At 73.5% G+C, this 15,506-nt stretch carries 10 protein-coding genes; 5 read left to right on the forward strand and 5 right to left on the reverse strand.

Annotation, left to right across the window (positions count from 1 at the left end; translation table 11 throughout):
- Nucleotides 1–13: 13 nt before the first annotated feature.
- On the forward strand, nucleotides 14–478 hold the full coding sequence (locus C1701_RS02765; RefSeq protein ID WP_337662102.1) for a hypothetical protein: 465 nt from the start codon (nucleotides 14–16) through the stop codon (nucleotides 476–478).
- Nucleotides 479–779: 301 nt separating this feature from the next.
- Here the strand turns inward: C1701_RS02765 and ggt are convergent, their stop codons facing one another.
- The 3 genes from ggt to C1701_RS02785 all read right to left on the reverse strand — a co-directional run bounded on the left by ggt (nucleotide 780) and on the right by C1701_RS02785 (nucleotide 5,894).
- On the reverse strand, nucleotides 780–2,591 hold the full coding sequence (gene ggt, locus C1701_RS02770) for a gamma-glutamyltransferase (RefSeq protein ID WP_026420742.1): 1,812 nt from the start codon (nucleotides 2,589–2,591) through the stop codon (nucleotides 780–782).
- A 406-nt stretch (nucleotides 2,592–2,997) separates the two neighbouring features.
- Complete coding sequence (locus C1701_RS02775; RefSeq protein WP_103055486.1) at nucleotides 2,998–4,452, reverse strand: glycoside hydrolase family 28 protein; 1,455 nt, start codon at nucleotides 4,450–4,452, stop codon at nucleotides 2,998–3,000.
- A gap of 428 nt (nucleotides 4,453–4,880) precedes the next feature.
- On the reverse strand, nucleotides 4,881–5,894 hold the full coding sequence (locus tag C1701_RS02785; protein ID WP_081715762.1) for a pectate lyase family protein: 1,014 nt from the start codon (nucleotides 5,892–5,894) through the stop codon (nucleotides 4,881–4,883).
- A gap of 536 nt (nucleotides 5,895–6,430) precedes the next feature.
- On the opposite strand from C1701_RS02785, the gene C1701_RS02790 reads away from it, so the two are divergent.
- Entirely contained in the window at nucleotides 6,431–7,777 is a 1,347-nt protein-coding gene (locus tag C1701_RS02790; RefSeq protein WP_103055488.1) for a cytochrome P450, read from the forward strand.
- 92 nt (nucleotides 7,778–7,869) lie between these two features.
- On the opposite strand, the gene C1701_RS02795 is transcribed toward C1701_RS02790, so the two are convergent.
- Nucleotides 7,870–8,061, reverse strand: coding sequence for a hypothetical protein (locus tag C1701_RS02795; protein WP_026420738.1), 192 nt, complete (start codon nucleotides 8,059–8,061; stop codon nucleotides 7,870–7,872).
- A 354-nt stretch (nucleotides 8,062–8,415) separates the two neighbouring features.
- Between C1701_RS02795 and C1701_RS02800 the strand changes: the two genes are divergently transcribed.
- The gene (locus tag C1701_RS02800; protein ID WP_103055489.1) at nucleotides 8,416–9,744 is read left to right on the forward strand and encodes a cellulase family glycosylhydrolase; all 1,329 of its coding nucleotides are present in this window, start codon (nucleotides 8,416–8,418) and stop codon (nucleotides 9,742–9,744) included.
- A gap of 94 nt (nucleotides 9,745–9,838) precedes the next feature.
- Here C1701_RS02800 and C1701_RS02805 read toward each other — a convergent pair whose 3' ends face one another.
- The gene (locus C1701_RS02805) at nucleotides 9,839–10,111 is read right to left on the reverse strand and encodes a hypothetical protein (protein ID WP_026420736.1); all 273 of its coding nucleotides are present in this window, start codon (nucleotides 10,109–10,111) and stop codon (nucleotides 9,839–9,841) included.
- A gap of 724 nt (nucleotides 10,112–10,835) precedes the next feature.
- Between C1701_RS02805 and C1701_RS02810 the strand changes: the two genes are divergently transcribed.
- Entirely contained in the window at nucleotides 10,836–12,041 is a 1,206-nt protein-coding gene (locus tag C1701_RS02810) for a nucleotide disphospho-sugar-binding domain-containing protein (RefSeq protein WP_030106982.1), read from the forward strand.
- A gap of 476 nt (nucleotides 12,042–12,517) precedes the next feature.
- Nucleotides 12,518–15,481, forward strand: coding sequence for an AfsR/SARP family transcriptional regulator (locus tag C1701_RS02815; RefSeq protein ID WP_337662103.1), 2,964 nt, complete (start codon nucleotides 12,518–12,520; stop codon nucleotides 15,479–15,481).
- The last annotated feature ends 25 nt before the right edge of the window (nucleotides 15,482–15,506 follow it).

Below are 15,506 nucleotides of genomic sequence, written 5' to 3' on the forward strand. Positions count from 1 at the left end.
TCCCGGCCCGGCCATGACCACCCCCGGGACCGTGCTGCCCGGCACCGAGATCGGACGCATCCTGGCCTGGTGGCCCGCCGGCCACCAGACGACGACCCTGCGGGTGGAGGCCAGCCCGCTCGGTGTCGTCCTCCGCCCCGAGGACACCCCCACCGAACCGATGGGGATTCCCCCCGTCCAGGCCCGCCGCCTCGCCGGAGCACTCCTGGTGGCCCACGCCCACGCGGTGGCCACCGTCCTGACCACCGGGCCGGAGCTGGTGGCCTCGCTGATGGTCACCTCCCTGCCCGGTCTCGGGGGCAAACTGCTCACCCTGGCCTGCCCCGGGCTGGAACCGCGGCGGTGGGCACTGCCCACCACCTGGCAACCCACCCGCCCCGGGGATCCCCCGCTCACCCACCCGGAGGCCGCCGGCGCGCTCCTCGGCCACGCCGCCGGCCACCCACCAGCCGACCAGCACCCCTCCCCACCGCCCTGAACACACCGGAACCCGATGCCGGCCCACCGCCGACCACCACACCACGGTGGAGGCGGAGTCGGCACCGGCGGGCGGCCGTACTCACCACACCCCGGCCGCTCCCCCGCGTCGGCGGACCGCGCCGCCCACGTCGACGGGTTCGCCCCGCCGGGCAGGGGCACGCCGGTGACAGCGCCAGCCGCACGGCGGTTTCCCTCGGTTCCCGCACCGACCGCGTTCCCACGTCCACCCGCTCCCGCCCCTGCGGGACGAACTCACCGGGCCGGTGCGGCGGGGCCGGCGGCCCGGTGTCTCGGCGGGCTCACGGCGAGGGCCAGACGACCGCCGCCGCGCCACCCCCCTGCCGGGTGGGCTCGGCGACGGCGACCAGCCGCCCGTCGGGCAGGAACTCGACGCCGCTGGCCATGCCGATGCCGCTGGTGGTGTCGAAGCGGTGGCCCCGGTCGAGGAGCCCGTCCACGGCGGGCAGGTCCACGAAGGTGGTCTCGGCGAGGGTGGTGGCGGTGTTCCGCTGGCTGGCGCGCGGGGCGGCGACGGCCTCCAACAGGGAGGCCTCCCGGTCAAGGCGTTGGGTGAGGATGCCCAGCACGGTGGTGATGATCGTGGTGCCGCCCGGGGAGCCGGTGGCCAGCAGGGGCTTCCCGTCGTGGAGCACGATCGTGGGGGCCATCGACGACCGGGGCCGCTTCCTCGGGCCCGGCAGGTTCGGGTCCGGCTCTCCCGGTGTCACCGGGGAGAAGGAGAAGTCGGTCAGCTCGTTGTTGAGCAGGAAACCCCGTCCCGGCACGACCATCCCGTTGCCGCCGGTCTGCTCGATGGTCAGGGTGTAGGAGACGACGTTGCCCCACCGGTCGGCGGTCGTCAGGTGCGTGGTGCTCATGCCCTCCCGGCCCGGTTCCACCTGGCCCCCGTCCGTCCCGCACGGCGTGCTGGCCCGGGGGTCGCCGGCGGGCACCGGGCTGGTCAGGGCCCGGTCAGGGGAGATCAGGCACGCCCGGTCGGCGGCGAAGGCGTCGGACAGCAGTTCCCCGGTGGGGACGTCGGTGAAATCGGGGTCGCCCACCCAGCGGTTGCGGTCGGCGAAGGCGACCCGGGAGGACTCCAGCAGCCAGTGCAGGTAGGAGGACTCGTCCATGCCGGCGAGGTCCACGGTCTCCAGGATGTTCAGCGCCTCCCCGACCGTCGTGCCGCCGGACCCGGGCGGGGCCATCCCGTACACCTCGTACCCCCGGTAGTCCAGCCTGGTCGAGGGCCGGTCGGGTGCGGTGTGGGCGGCCAGGTCGTCGGTGGTCATCCCGCCGGGTCGGACCACGCGGTCCGCCCCGGGGTCGACCTGGGGTTCGCGCACCGAGGACACGATGTCCTCGGCGATCTCGCCCTGGTAGAACGCCTCGACCCCGTGGGTCCCGAGGATCCGGTAGGTCTCGGCGAGGTCCGGGTTGCGCAGCACGGTGCCGATCTCCGGTGGCCGCCCGTCGGGCAGGAACAACTCCCGGGTGGCCGGGAACGCGGCGAACCGCTCCTGGTTGGCGGCGGTCTGGCGGTGGAAGTTCTCGTCGACGACGAACCCGCGCCGGGCCAGGATCTCGGCGGGCCTGAGCAGTTGGGCCAGGTCGCGGCTCCCCCAGCGGTCCAGGACCCGCTGCCAGGTCAGGGGGGTGCCGGGGACCCCGACGGAGAGGCCGCTGGTGACCGCCTCGTCGAAGGGGATCGGCTGCCCGTCCTCCAGGAACAGGTCCTCGCCGGCCGAGGCGGGGGCCGTTTCCCGGCCGTCGACGGTGTGCACCTCGCCGGTCGCGGCCTCGTAGTGCACGAGGAAGCCGCCGCCACCGATCCCGTTGGAGTAGGGCTCGGTGACCCCGAGGGCCGCGGCGGTGGCGACGGCGGCGTCGACGGCGTTGCCACCCCGCCGCAGGACGGCCAGCCCAATCTCGGTGGCGTACTCGTCGGCGGAGGCGACCGCCCCGCCGTGCCCGACGGCCTCCGGTCGCTTCGGCGGCGGTGCGGCGGCTCGCGCCCCGACCTCGGGTTCACCGGCCGCCGGGACCACCGCCACCGCGGCGACCGCCGCGGCGGTGGCCAGCACCGCGACCGTCCGGAAGCTCCGACGCATGCGCCCACCTCCCTGAGGTCCGACCGGCCGCGCCGATCGGGGGTGTCCGGATCGGACCACCGGCACCCGTGGACCTCTCATGGTCACAGCTCGTGTCCCAACGCGCACCCGTCAGCCAACGGATCACCTGCTTCACCCCGAGGAGTGAGACGGTGGCCGCGCACCGTCGGGCGCCGGCTCCGGGCGCACCCCACCCGTTGGCGCCGTGGCATGGCCCGCTCGCGGGGCCCCGCTCCGCCCGTCGGAGCCGGACCCGCGTCGCGGTCGCGCACGATCGGCCCTCGCCCCAGGAGCCCAGGACGCACCGGAGGGCTCCCGGCCGGCGCTCCTCCGCTGCCGGCCGCCCGCCCGTCCCCCAGCGGCGTCCTCCCGGGCACCGCGAGGACATCCGGGGCCGCCTCGGCGCTCACTCCCGCCGGGGCTCGGGCACCGACGATGCCGGGACGGCTCCCGCCGCCGGGACACCGTTCTCCCGGACCTCCTCGCACCGCAGGCCCTCGACGCCCTCGACCAGGGCCGGCTCGTCCACCCGTCGAACGTCGACGTCCCGCAGCGCCACGCCGCGCACCGGGGCGTCCGAACGGCCCCGGATCTCCAGCGACCGGCCGGCCCGTTCCACGGTGAGACCGTGGATCCCCACGCCGAGCACGGCCGGTCGGGCACCCCGGGTCCAGCCGGCTCCCCCCTCGTCGGCCACGATCCGCACCACCGCGCCGTCGACGGTGTCCACGTCCACATCGCGGACGTGGACCTCGCCGACCGTCCGGCCGGCCCGGGACCCACCCCGCACCCGCAGGGCGGTGTCGGTCCGGGATCCGCTCACCCGCAGCCCGGACAGGAACACCTGCTGGGCACCGGCGCCCACCACCACCGCCTCCCGGGCGCCACGCAGGGCGCAGTCCTCGACGAGGACCTCCGAACTCGGGACGTCGGGGTGCCGCCCGTCCTCGCCCTGCCCCCCGAGCACCGCCAACGCGCGCTCCGAGGCGTCGAGGTCGCAGCCGCGCACCCGGACCCGCCGGCTGGACTCGACGGCGCAGCCCACCCCGTCGGGGCCGGTGGCGCGGACCGCCACGTGCTGGACGAGCACGTTCTCACAGGACACCGGGTTCACCGCGGCCATCGGCGCGTTGAGCACGGTGACGCCGTCGATGACCACGTTGCGGCACCGGTAGGGCTGGACGAACTGGGGCCGCAGCGCGTCCCGCGCACCGAAGACCCGCTCGCTGACCCGGACCCCGCGTTCGGCCAGGGAACGCAACCGTTCCCTGGCGGCGGCCTCCGAGGGGTCCCCCTGGCGCCACCCGTGCTCGGGCAGCCCCGTCCACGGCCACCAGTGCCGCTCGTCGGCGCCACCGTCGAGGACACCGCCGCCGCTGACGCCGACGTTGCGCTGCCGGTGCGCGTACACCAGCGGCGAGGGCCCCACCAGGTCGAGACCGCCCCAACGACCTCGCACCCCCGGCAGGTAGGCGGCCGGGTCCCGGCTGAACGCCACCGTCGCCTCGTCGGAGACGTACAGGTTCACGTTGCTGAGCAGGTGGACCGGGCCGGTCAGGAACCGGCCGGCCGGCACCACCACGTGCCCGCCGCCCGCCTGCGCGCACAGCTGGATCGCGGCGCGGATCGCGGCCGTGCAGTCACGTTCACCGTCCCCGACCGCGCCGAACTCGGTGACGTCGAGGAACCGGTTGGGGAACCTCGGGGGACGCACCCGGTCCCGGAGCCGGTCCGCCCTGCCCCACGGTCCGACCGGGGCGGCGACCAGCGGACGGGCGGGACCGTCCTCGCCGCACGGCGTGCCGGCGTGGGGACGACCGGCACGCCGATCCGGTTCACGTCGACTGTGGACGGAAGTCATGGGAAGCCTCCTCGGGGGCCGGCCCTCGGCCGGAGTCGGTCACCGGCGAGGGCGGGACGCCGGCGAACCGGTCAGGGGCCGCGCGGCGGTGGGAGCGGGCCGGCGGGCGCTCCGGACACCGGAGGACGACCCCGCGCCGGCGACGACCTCCCCCGCGGACGCCGAAGCCGGGGCGTCGGCCCCGTGACGTCCGGCAAGGAGAGGCGCACCGCCCGGACCGTGCCACCGGGCCACCGCCAGCCGACCCAGCAGCTAGGCGAAAACTTTCCTCGATATACCACTTGCCAATATATCCGCCACCACTTCCCGGTCAATAGGTCGAAGGATTTCCACGTTTCCGGCCATCGGTGGATTGACGGAGCCCCCAAACGCGCGGCGCGCGCCGGACCTGGTCCGACGCGCGCGGCTCGTGGAGCGGGATCGTTGGGTCAGAGGCCGATCTTGCCGACGCCGGCCCCGGCGGTCACCACACCGGGGACCCGCTCGGCGGCGATCGGCGTGTAGCCGTAGGGGATCGGCCGCACCTGCGCCCCGTTCCTGGCCTCCGGCGTGCCGGAGTTGTCCAGCCAGTTGTTCAACAACAGGGTGTTGCCGGGAGGGGAGGTGGTGCCGGAGGAGGCCAACACCGGCCGGCGCACGTTCTCGAAGTAGTTGCGCTCGACGTAGACGCCCGCCTCGATGTTCGAGGACACGCCGTAGCTGCCGACGTCGCGGAAGTAGTTGTTCAGCACGTGCACGGGGTTGCCGAACCGCACGCGCGGGTTGCGCTGGTTGGTGCCCTCGAACAGGTTGTGGTGGTAGGTGACGCGCAGCCTGCCCCGGTCCATCCCCCCGTCGTTGTCCGAGGAGCCGACCAACGAGGTCTTGTCGTGGTTGTGCAGCCGGTTCCAGGACACGGTGACGAAGTCGGAACCACGGCGGATGTCGATCAGACCGTCGTACGCGTTCGACAGGTCGTTGTGGTCGATCCAGATGTTCGTGGAGCCGTCCTGGATGTTGATCGCGTCGTCGTTGGACCCGGTGAGGACCAGGTTCCGGATGATGATGTTGCGCTGACCGTTGATCGTCAGGCCACCGCCCCGGATACCCGAGTTGGACCCGACCCCCAGGATGGACTTGTTGGAACCCACCCGCTGCATGCCGCTGACCTGGATCATCCCCTGCACCCGGATGATCAGGCGCTCCGAGGAGTTCAGGTTGCTGGCGAGCTGGGAGGCGTTGGTGACGGTGACCGTCCGACCACCGGCGCCTCCGGTGGTTCCGCCGTTCTGCGAGGCCCACCCGACGGGGGCGCTGTCCTGGGCGAGCGCCGCCGACTGGGTCACCGCCAGCGTCCCGCCCGCCGTGGCCAGGACCGCCGCGAGCGCGGTCAGCGCGCGCCGCCAGCCCCGCCGGGGCAGGGGCTGACGGCCGGGTCTCGGTCGGATCTCGTCTGTTCTCATCAGGAAACCTCTCGTCGTGGCCAGGGAACGGTCCATGACCGTGGGATGGGGAGGGAGGGCGGTGCCGGGCGGTAAAGGCCGCGTCGGAGCGCCGGAGAAGCCGACCCGGGAGCCGACGACCGCGCCCCGGGGGAACGGAACGTAGCAACGGGGTTCCGGAGGGTCAACGCGGCGGGACGGGTGGGCCAGGCGAACGGCGCCGCTTTCGATAACCCACCGTCGCCCCGGGCAGATCGAACGGGTTCGAATGGCCGGCGGCGGCCAGGAAACGCACGAGAAGGCGCCGTCGTCCCCGGACCGCCGTCCGGTCGCACGGTCCGGTTCGTGGACAGGACCTACCGCCGAACGAGGGACCGGTGCTCGACACGCCCCCACTCCGGCACCGGCTCGGCCAGACTGGGCCGAGCCGTCACCGCACCGGGTCACCCCCGGCCCGCCGTCGGACGCGTCCGCCGACCGCCCCGCTCCGGGCCCCCGGTGGCGTCTCCCCGCGACACCGTCCCGCCGTTCGGTCCACGAGATTGGGAGAGCCGCCGATGAGCTCGCTCCGCACCCCCGCCGCCCCCGGTGTCCCCGTCCTGGGCTCGCTGGTCGACCTCCGACGTGACGCGCTCCAGGCCTACCTGCGGGCCTGCCGGGACCGTGGTGACGTCGTGCGGTTCGTCGCGGGCCCACCCGGGCTGCGCGTCGCGTTCCACGCGGTCTTCTCCGCGAGCGGGGCCGCCAAGGTCCTGTCGGCCGGGGCCCCGTTCCACAAGGGAGGCCACCTGTACCGGGAGGTCAGGGCCGTCATCGGGGACGGTCTGCTCACCAGCGACGGTGGTGACCACGTCCGCCAGCGGCGCCTGGTCCAGCCGCTGTTCACCCGGCGCCGGGTCGACGGCTACGCCGAGGGCATCCGGGAGGAGACCATCCGCACCCTCGACGGGTGGCGGGGCCGGGACGGCGAGGTGGTCGACATCGCCGGGGAGATGACAGACCTGACCCTCCGGGTGGTGACCCGCCTGCTCTTCGGGGCGGACGGCAGCGCGGCGGTCCCCACCATCCAGCGCTGCTTCCCGGTGCTGAACTCCTGGACCTACCGGCGGGGGACCAGCCCCGTCCGGACGCCCCGCGAGTGGCCCACCCCCGCCAACCGGCGGGCGGCGTCGGCCCGCGCGGAGCTCTACGCGCTGTGCGACCGGATCATCGCCGACCGCGCCTCGGCTGGCGCGGACGGCGCCGACCTGCTCAGCAGGTTGATCCGCACCCGGGACGAGGACGGCGACCGCCTCTCCCCCTCCGAGGTGCGGGACCAGGTGCTGCTGTTCCTCCTCGCCGGCCACGAGACGACGGCGACGGCGTTGTCCTTCTCGCTGCACCTGCTCGCCACCCACCCGGAGGAGCAGCGGCGGACGCGGGACGAGGTGGACCGGGTGCTGGGTGGCCGGGAGCCGTTACCGGCCGATCTCCCCGACCTCGACCACACCACCCGGGTGGCCAAGGAGGCACTGCGCCTCTACCCGTCCGCCCCGGTGATCGCGCGCAGCGCGCGGGAGGACACCGAGATCGACGGCCACCGCATCCCGGCCGGCACGGAGGTGGCGCTCATGCCGTGGGTGACCCACCGGCACCCGGCCTACTGGTCAGAACCCGAGCGGTTCGACCCTGACCGCTTCCTGCCCGAGCGGGAGGCCACCCGGCCCCGCTACGCCTGGTACCCCTTCGGCGGGGGACCTCGGGCGTGCATCGGCCAGCACTTCTCCATGCTGGAGACGGTGTTGGTCCTGTCGATGCTGACGCACGCGTACCGCTTCGAAGCGGTGGACCGGACCGTCCCGGTCGGTCAGGGAGTGACCCTGACGCCCCTGGGCCCGAACAGGTGCCGCCTGGTCGCGCGCTGACCCGGCGCGGCACCGCTCCCGGCGGGAACGGCGGGGCAGCACGCGGGCGAACCCGCCGGACCGGGACCGACCGGCGGGGGCGGCCCGGTCGGTCAGTGGCCGTCGTGCGTCCAGAGCCGGGCGTCGGCGCGCGCCGGGTCGTTGGCGCAGCTGATCAGCCCGTAGCCGGCCGCCATGGCGAGGAGCACTCCCGCCGCCGCGGGCGGGTACCAGAGCAGCGCCACCGCGACGAGGAGAAGCACGCCGCCCAACGCGAACAGCGCGGCACGCCGGGTGTCGGACATGGTTGACCTCCCTGTTCGTGGTCCTGATGTCCTCGGTGTCGATGCCACCACCCCCCCGCGTTACCGGTCGATCGCCGATTCACACGGCCTCGCGTCCACCGTCACCCGAACGCGGGTGCGGAGAACCCGGGTGAGGTGGTGACCGGGAAGGCCGCGGAGGTCGGGAGGGGCCCGAGTGCCGGGGGCCGGGCGGCCGAGCCCCCTCGGCCGGGGGCACCCGCGCGACGGCGGCCGTCCGCGTCATTGAGCGGGTGGGAACACCGGTCCTATGCTGAACGGGCCGCCCGGATCCGAGTGCCTTCCTCGGTCCGACAGTCCCCTGTCCGGACCACTGGTCACCCCAGAAGGCAGGTCATGAGGAACCCACTGAGAACCGCAGGAACCCTGCTCGCCTCCCTACTGCTCACCCTGTTCGTCGTCACTCCCTCGGCGCACGCCCAGGCCGGCTTCACCGTCTCCGACGGTCGGCTGTACGACGCGAACGGCAACGAGTTCATCATGCGCGGGGCCAGCCACCCCCACGCGTGGTTCACCCACGAGACCGGCGCCTTCGCCGACATCAAGGCGCTGGGCGCGAACACCGTGCGCGTGGTGCTCAGCAGCGGCCACCGCTGGGAGCGCAGCGACGTCGACGACGTCGCGAACGTGGTCTCGCTGTGCAAGGCCAACCGGCTGATCTGCGTGTTGGAGGTCCATGACACGACCGGGTACGGGGAGCAGGACGGCGCGGCCAGCCTGGACCAGGCCGTGGACTACTGGCTCGACGTCCGGGAGGCCGTGGAGGGCGAGGAGGCCTACGTCATCGTCAACATCGGCAACGAGCCGCACGGCAACACCGGGTACGAGGCGTGGACGGCGGACACCATCGGCGCGATCGAGCGGCTGCGGTCGGCCGGGTTCACCCACACGCTGCTGGTGGACGCGCCGAACTGGGGGCAGGACTGGACCTTCACCATGCGGGACAACGCCGAGGAGGTCTTCGCCAGCGACCCGGCGGGCAACACGGTGTTCTCCATCCACATGTACGGCGTGTACGACACCGCGACGAAGGTCAGCGACTACCTGGCCGCCTTCCAGGACGCGAACCTGCCGCTGGTCATCGGCGAGTTCGGGCACTACCACTCCGACGGCGACCCCGACGAGGACGCGATCATGGCGGGCGCCGAGTCCCGGGGCCTCGGGTACATCGGGTGGTCCTGGAGCGGCAACAGCACCGAGGTCGGCTACCTCGACATGGTGAACGACTTCGACGGGAACAGCCTGACGTCGTGGGGGGAGCGGATCTTCCACGGTGAGAACGGGATCGCCGACACCTCGGTGGAGGCCTCGGTGTACGGGGACGACGGCGGCGGTGGCACCGGCCCGTCGTGCTCGGTGGGCTACCGGGTCGTCAACCAGTGGCCCGGCGGCTTCCAGGGTGAACTGGTCATCGGGAACACCGGTTCCGCCGAGGTGAACGGCTGGCGGCTGGACTGGGAGCTCCGCGACGGTCAACGCGTCCAGAACCTGTGGGGCGGGGTCGTCGAGCAGCGGGACGGTGCCGTGAGCGTCACCAACGCCACGCACACCGCGACCATCCCCGCCGGGGGCTCGGTGACCGTCGGGTTCACCGCCACCTGGACCACCGTGAACACCGGGCCGACCGGGTTCACGCTCAACGGCTCGGCCTGCGCGCTGGCGTGAGGACCGGGCGGAGGCCCGGGCGCCACCTCGGCCCGCGAGGCGGGGCCGAGGTGGCTGGCGATCCCCCGCCCCGCCGACGCAGGGGCGAGCGGGCTCACTCGACCGATTCGGGCTCCCTGGCGGCGAGGCGCCGCAGCAGGACGAGTTCGACGAGGTCGTTGACGGTGCGCAGCGAGCCGTAGGCGATCGGGTCGTCGGCCAACGCGATTCCGTACTCGCGCTCCACGCTCCCCACGAGTTCCCGGAAACGCTCCTCGCTGAGGTCGTCGAGTCCGAGCGAGACCCGACCGGTCACGCTGTCCGGGGAATCGGAGTGCTGCTCGACACCGAGGACGGCCAGGACGAACTGGCGGATCTCGTCTCTCATGGAACCTCTCTCGTGTTTTCGGGTCGGGCCGACGTTTCGGGGTGTTGACGACTTCCGGGTACGCGGAAAGAAGATCCCACCGATCGGCGGGGTGCCATCCTCCCCGGACCGACACTACAGCGCGGGCACCGTGGTGACGGCGCCCATCCGGACGCCGATCCTCCTCCACCGAGAACCAGCCGGCCCAGACAATTCGCCCATTGACCCCAGGGCCAGGACAATCAGCCACTTCGAACGTGATTCAGTTTCGACAATGACCCGACAATAGGGCAATTTTCGAAACGGGAATCTCCATTTCTCACTCTTTGGAGTGCAGGTCCTGATCCCACCTTGCAGGAGCTCCGGAAAAGGCGATAGCCATTGAACTCGTGAACCCCGCCGCGAGGTGTCCTTCTCGGTTCCCTTCCCGCATGGTCCTCGGGAGGAGCGGACCACTCGTCAGCCCCGCGCCGGGCTGGCGGCACCTCGGCGGGGTGGGGCGGAACCGGGTGCCACGGTTGGCGGGCCCACCAGCCCCACCGGACCGGCGAACCGACCGAACACGTCCGGCGACCGCACCCGCCGGGCACGGTCCTCCGGGCCGCCCGGCCAGGGTGCGGGCGCGAGGAAGCGGTGCTCCCCCCACGCTCCCGTCCGCCCCACGCTGAGTCCCTGGTCGTTCGCGGGGCGCGGTGCTGCCCCGCGGCCCGCGGCCCTACCGTCGTGGAAGCTGAGACACGGTCCGATGCGCATCCTCCTCACCGCACCGCCCGGCATCGGGCACGTGCTCCCCCTCGTCCCCCTCGCCTGGGCCGCCGAACTCGCCGGGCATGAGGCCCTCTTCGCCTCGACGGGTCCCGCGCTGGCGATGGCCATCCACTCCGGCCTGCGCTGCGCCGAGGTCTGCGGCACCGACATCGCCGACACCTACCGCCGCACCGCCGACCACGTCCAGTTCCCCCGCCCGCTGACCCGGAGCGAGGCCCAGCTGGTCCTGGCGGGGTGGAGCAAGTACGCCGAGCCCCGCAGGGCGCCCGTGCGCTCGGCCGCCGAACGGCTGTTGTCCGGCACGGTCGGCCTGACCGCGGCGGTGGGCGAACGGATGATCGACGGCCTGGTCGGCCTGATCCACCGCTGGTCCCCGGACGTCGTCGTGGCCACCGGTCAGATGCCGGCCGGGATCCTGGCCGCCGAGGTCACCCGCGTGCCGTTGGTCCTGCACCGCTCCGGTGTGGCCGGTCCGGTGCCGGCGGCGGCGTTGGCGTCCATGTCGGGCGCCCGAGCCCGTTACGGACTGCCTGACGGCGAGGTGATCCCGACGGCGGTGGTCGACAGCTGCCCCGACAGCCTGCGGCCGACGGGCAGCGACGCGGGGGTGCCGCTCCGGTGGACCAGTTACACCGGCGGCGGTGTCCTGCCCTCCTGGGCGCTGTCCGCGCCGGCGCGTCCCCGGGTGTGCGTGGTGGCCGGATCGTCCCTGCCGGCCCGCGCCGAGGACCTGCTCTTCGGCCAGCTCGTCGCGCAGCTGGGCCAGCGCGATGTCGAGGTGGTGGTGAGCACGGGCGGGGCGGACCTGTCGAGGTGGTCACCGCTGCCCTCCAACGTGCGCGTCGCGACCTGGTTCCCACTGCCCGCCGTGCTCCCCACCTGCGTGGCCCTCATCCACCACGGGAGCACCTCCTCGACCTTCGCCGCACTGGCCAGCGGGGTCCCCCAGCTGGTCCTGCCCCGGTCGCTGGAACAGCCGATGAACGCCGCCTCGGTGGTGGAACGGGGGGTGGGCGACGCCTGCGCCCTGCTGCCCGAGACCGTCGACGAGGTCAGCTCGGCCCTCGACCGCGTCCTGGACGACGACGTGCTGCGGTCGGCGGCGCGGGAGGTGGCCGAGGAGATCGCCGCGCTGCCCGCCCCCTCGCACGTCCTGAACCGGCTCTCCGAGTTCGTCCCGTAGTCCCCCACCCCGCCGTGCCCCGAGGACCGGGGCACGAGGTCGGGGCCGAGCGCTGGACGCGCGACCGGGCAGCAGGCGGCACGGAGCCGGCGCCCGGGGAAGGTGGACGACCCCGGGTTCTCCACACCGACCCCCGAAATCCGACGTCGCCATCGCCGGACGTCCGCCTCGGCCACCGCTCGGGGAGCCAGCGAAATCCGGAGGATTTCCCGGCACGGCCACCGCAGCGCTCAGAAGTTCCACCCGTCCGGGATGACCATCCGCCCCGGCGCGGGACCGCGAATACGCACCGGCCGTGGCACCGAGCCGTCCTTCCCGGGCGGCGGACGGTTACCGGATCAGCATTGGTCCAAAAAGCCCTGGCACTCCTGATGAATGTCTTAGAATCGAGGAATCCGGCGCGCGCTTCGCCAATCCGGACCGGGTGCGTCCGGGGGAGACAGGCTCGACCTTTTGGGGGAATCCTGCGACTGGACGTGCTGGGGCCGCTGTCCCTGTTCGGTGACGACGGCCAGCAGATCGTCGTGCCGCGCGGCAGGGCGGCGACGGTCCTCGCGTTCCTGACCGCCCGCCGCGGCCAGCCGGCACGCCGGGACCTCCTGGTGGACGTGCTGTGGGGCGAACGCCCACCCCGCACCAACGCGGCCAGCGTGCACAACTACGTCTCCACCGTGCGGGCCCTGCTGAACCGGGCGACCGAGTCCGGCGCGGACCGGCTCCTGCTCACCCCCCAGGGCTACCGGCTCGTCCTCCACCCCTCGGAATGCGACCTCCTGGAGTTCGAAGGCCTCGTGTCGGCCGGACGCGACGCGGCCCGACGGGGAGAACCCGCGCGGGCGGCGCGGCAGCTCCGCCGGGCACTGGACCTGTGGCGCGGGGAACCCTTCCCGCAGCTGGCCTCCTCCCCCCGTTCCTGGTCCGAGCCGAGGCGGCTCCACGAGCTGCGGCAGTCGGTCCACGAGGACTGCCTGGAGGCCGAGCTGTCGCTGCGACGTCCCGCCGAGCTGGTACCCGAGCTGCGGCAACTCGTCGAGGACGAACCGCTCAGCGAACGCGTCCGCGCGCTGTTGATGCGCGCGCTGGTCCTCGCCGGCGAGACCGCCTCCGCGCTCGCCGTCTTCCAGGAGGCCCGGGAGACGCTGGTGAACGCGCTGGGGATCGAACCCGGCCGGGAGCTGCGCGAACTGCACGGCAGCATCCTGCGCGACGACATGCCCCGCACTCCTCCCCCGCCCGGTGGCGACGCGGAGGGGACGACGGCCGATCCGGGATCGGACGAGACCGGTCCGGACCCGTGCGAGACCGACCCGTGGACCCCGCCCAGGCAGTTGCCCCGTGACCTGCCGGACTTCGTCGGTCGGGACGAGGTGCTGGCCCAGATCCTGGCGCACGCCGCATCCACGCGCTCCGTCCCCGTCCTGGTGGTCACGGGCGGGCCGGGGACCGGCAAGACCGCGTTGGCCGTCCACGCCGCGCACCACCTCGTCCCCCGGTTCCCCGACGGCCAGCTGTACCTGAACCTCGGTGGCGGGTCCGAACACCCCGTCACCCCGGAGGACGCGTTGGCCGCGCTGTTGCGCAACCTCGGGGTGACCGACGCGTGCGTGCCCACCGGGCTCGAGCACCGGGCGGCCGCCTACCGCAGCCGGCTCGCCGGGCGTCGCGTGCTGGTCGTCCTCGACGACGCCGCCGACGTCGACCAGATCACCCCGTTGTTGCCCGGGACCGCCGGCAGCGCCGTCCTGGTCACCGGCCGACGACGGCTCCCCGCGCTGCCCAGCGACCTCTCGACCGTGCTCGAACCCTTCACCCCCGAGGAGTCACTGCGGTTCCTCGCCCGGCTGCTCGGTGCCCAGCGCGTCGAGGACGAGCCGGAGGCGGCCGCCCGCCTGGTGGAACTGTGCGGGGGCCTGCCGCTGGGCATCCGGATCATGCTGTCCCGGTTGGAGACCCGTCGTCACTGGTCGTTGGCCTCCCTCGTCGGGAGGATGCGCGACGAGAGGCGCGTGCTCGACGGTTTCGACGCCGGGCACCTCAGCGTGCGCGCCAGCTTCACGCTGTCCTACTCGGGACTGGGTGAGGCCGAACGTGCCCTGTTCCGGCGTTTCCCGCTCACCCCCGCCCGGGAGCTGGCCTGCTGGGCGCTGGCCGCGCTGGCCGGCACCAGGAACCCCGACGAGGCCATCGACCACCTGCTCCTCGCCCACCTGGTGGAGCCCGCCGACGGTCCGTACGAGCGCTACCGGGTGCACGACCTGGTCCGGTCCTTCGCGGCGGAGCGCGGCGCCGAGGCCGACGGCCTGGTCGGCGAGCCGACGAGCGAGGCGCGGGCCGCTGTCCGGCGGTTGTTCGACACGGCCCACGCCCTCATCGGCGCCGCCCACCGGCGGCTGCCGACACCGGGGGGTTGGCCGACACCGTGCGGGTCGCCTCCCGCATCGCCACCGCCCGTCCCCGTGCCGCCGGGGTTGGCGGAGGACGCCATGTCCTGGTTGACCGAGGAGGCCCCGACACTGGTCCCGACCCTCGTGCAGGGGTGTGAGCTGGGGTGGGCGGCCTCGTCGTTGGACGCGGTGGAGCGCCTCGCTCCGTTCCTGGCGTTCCGGCACCGCACCGACGAGACGCGTCGGCTGTACCGCGCCGTCGCCTCCGGACTGGCCGATGACCGCCGGCTCCTGGCCAGGGCCCACTTCGGCCTGGCCCAGTCGGAGGTGATGGCCGGGCGGCTCGACTCCGCCTCGATGCTGCTCGACGAGAGCGCCTGGCTGCTGGCGGACGCCGGTGACCACGACGCCCTCGCGCACACCCTGGTGCTCGCCAGCTTCTGCCGCACCCACCACCAGGAGTTCGACGTGGCGGAACGACTGGCGAAGCGCGCGCTGCGGGTGGCGGAGACCACGCGGGACCGGCACGCCCTGGTCCGATCCCTGCGGCAGTGGGGCAACGTCCGGTTGAAGCGGGGCGACGACCGGGCCGCCGTCCACCTCCTGGACCACGCGCTCACGCTCGTGGAGGGCCACGACGAGCCCGATCTGGAGGCGATGGTGCTGAACACGCTGGCCAACGCCCTGATCGGCCTCGGGGAGCTCGACCGCGCGGACCACCTGTGCGACCGCGCGGTGTCGCTGCTCGACGTGTTGGGCCAACCGGTCGGCCGCGCCTACGTGCGGGTGGCCCAGGTGGTGATCCGCGCCGAACGCGGCGATCACCTCGAGTCCCTGGCGATCGCCCAGGACCTGCTCACCACCTTCCGCCAGTTCGGGGACCAGCGGGGCGAGGCCTACGTGCGCCACCGGATGGCGCTGGCCGAGCTGGCGTTGGGCAGGTCGGCCAGGGCCGTTCCGCTGCTGCGGGCGGCGTCGAGCCTGTACCAGGCACTCCACATGCCGACCAAGGCCCACGAGGTGCGGTCCACCCTCGACTCCCTGATGCCGCGCTGAGGGGACCCCTGCCGCCACGCGGTTT

The organism is Actinoalloteichus sp. AHMU CJ021 (genome assembly GCF_002895405.1).
Classification (GTDB): Bacteria; Actinomycetota; Actinomycetes; order Mycobacteriales; family Pseudonocardiaceae; genus Actinoalloteichus_B; species Actinoalloteichus_B caeruleus.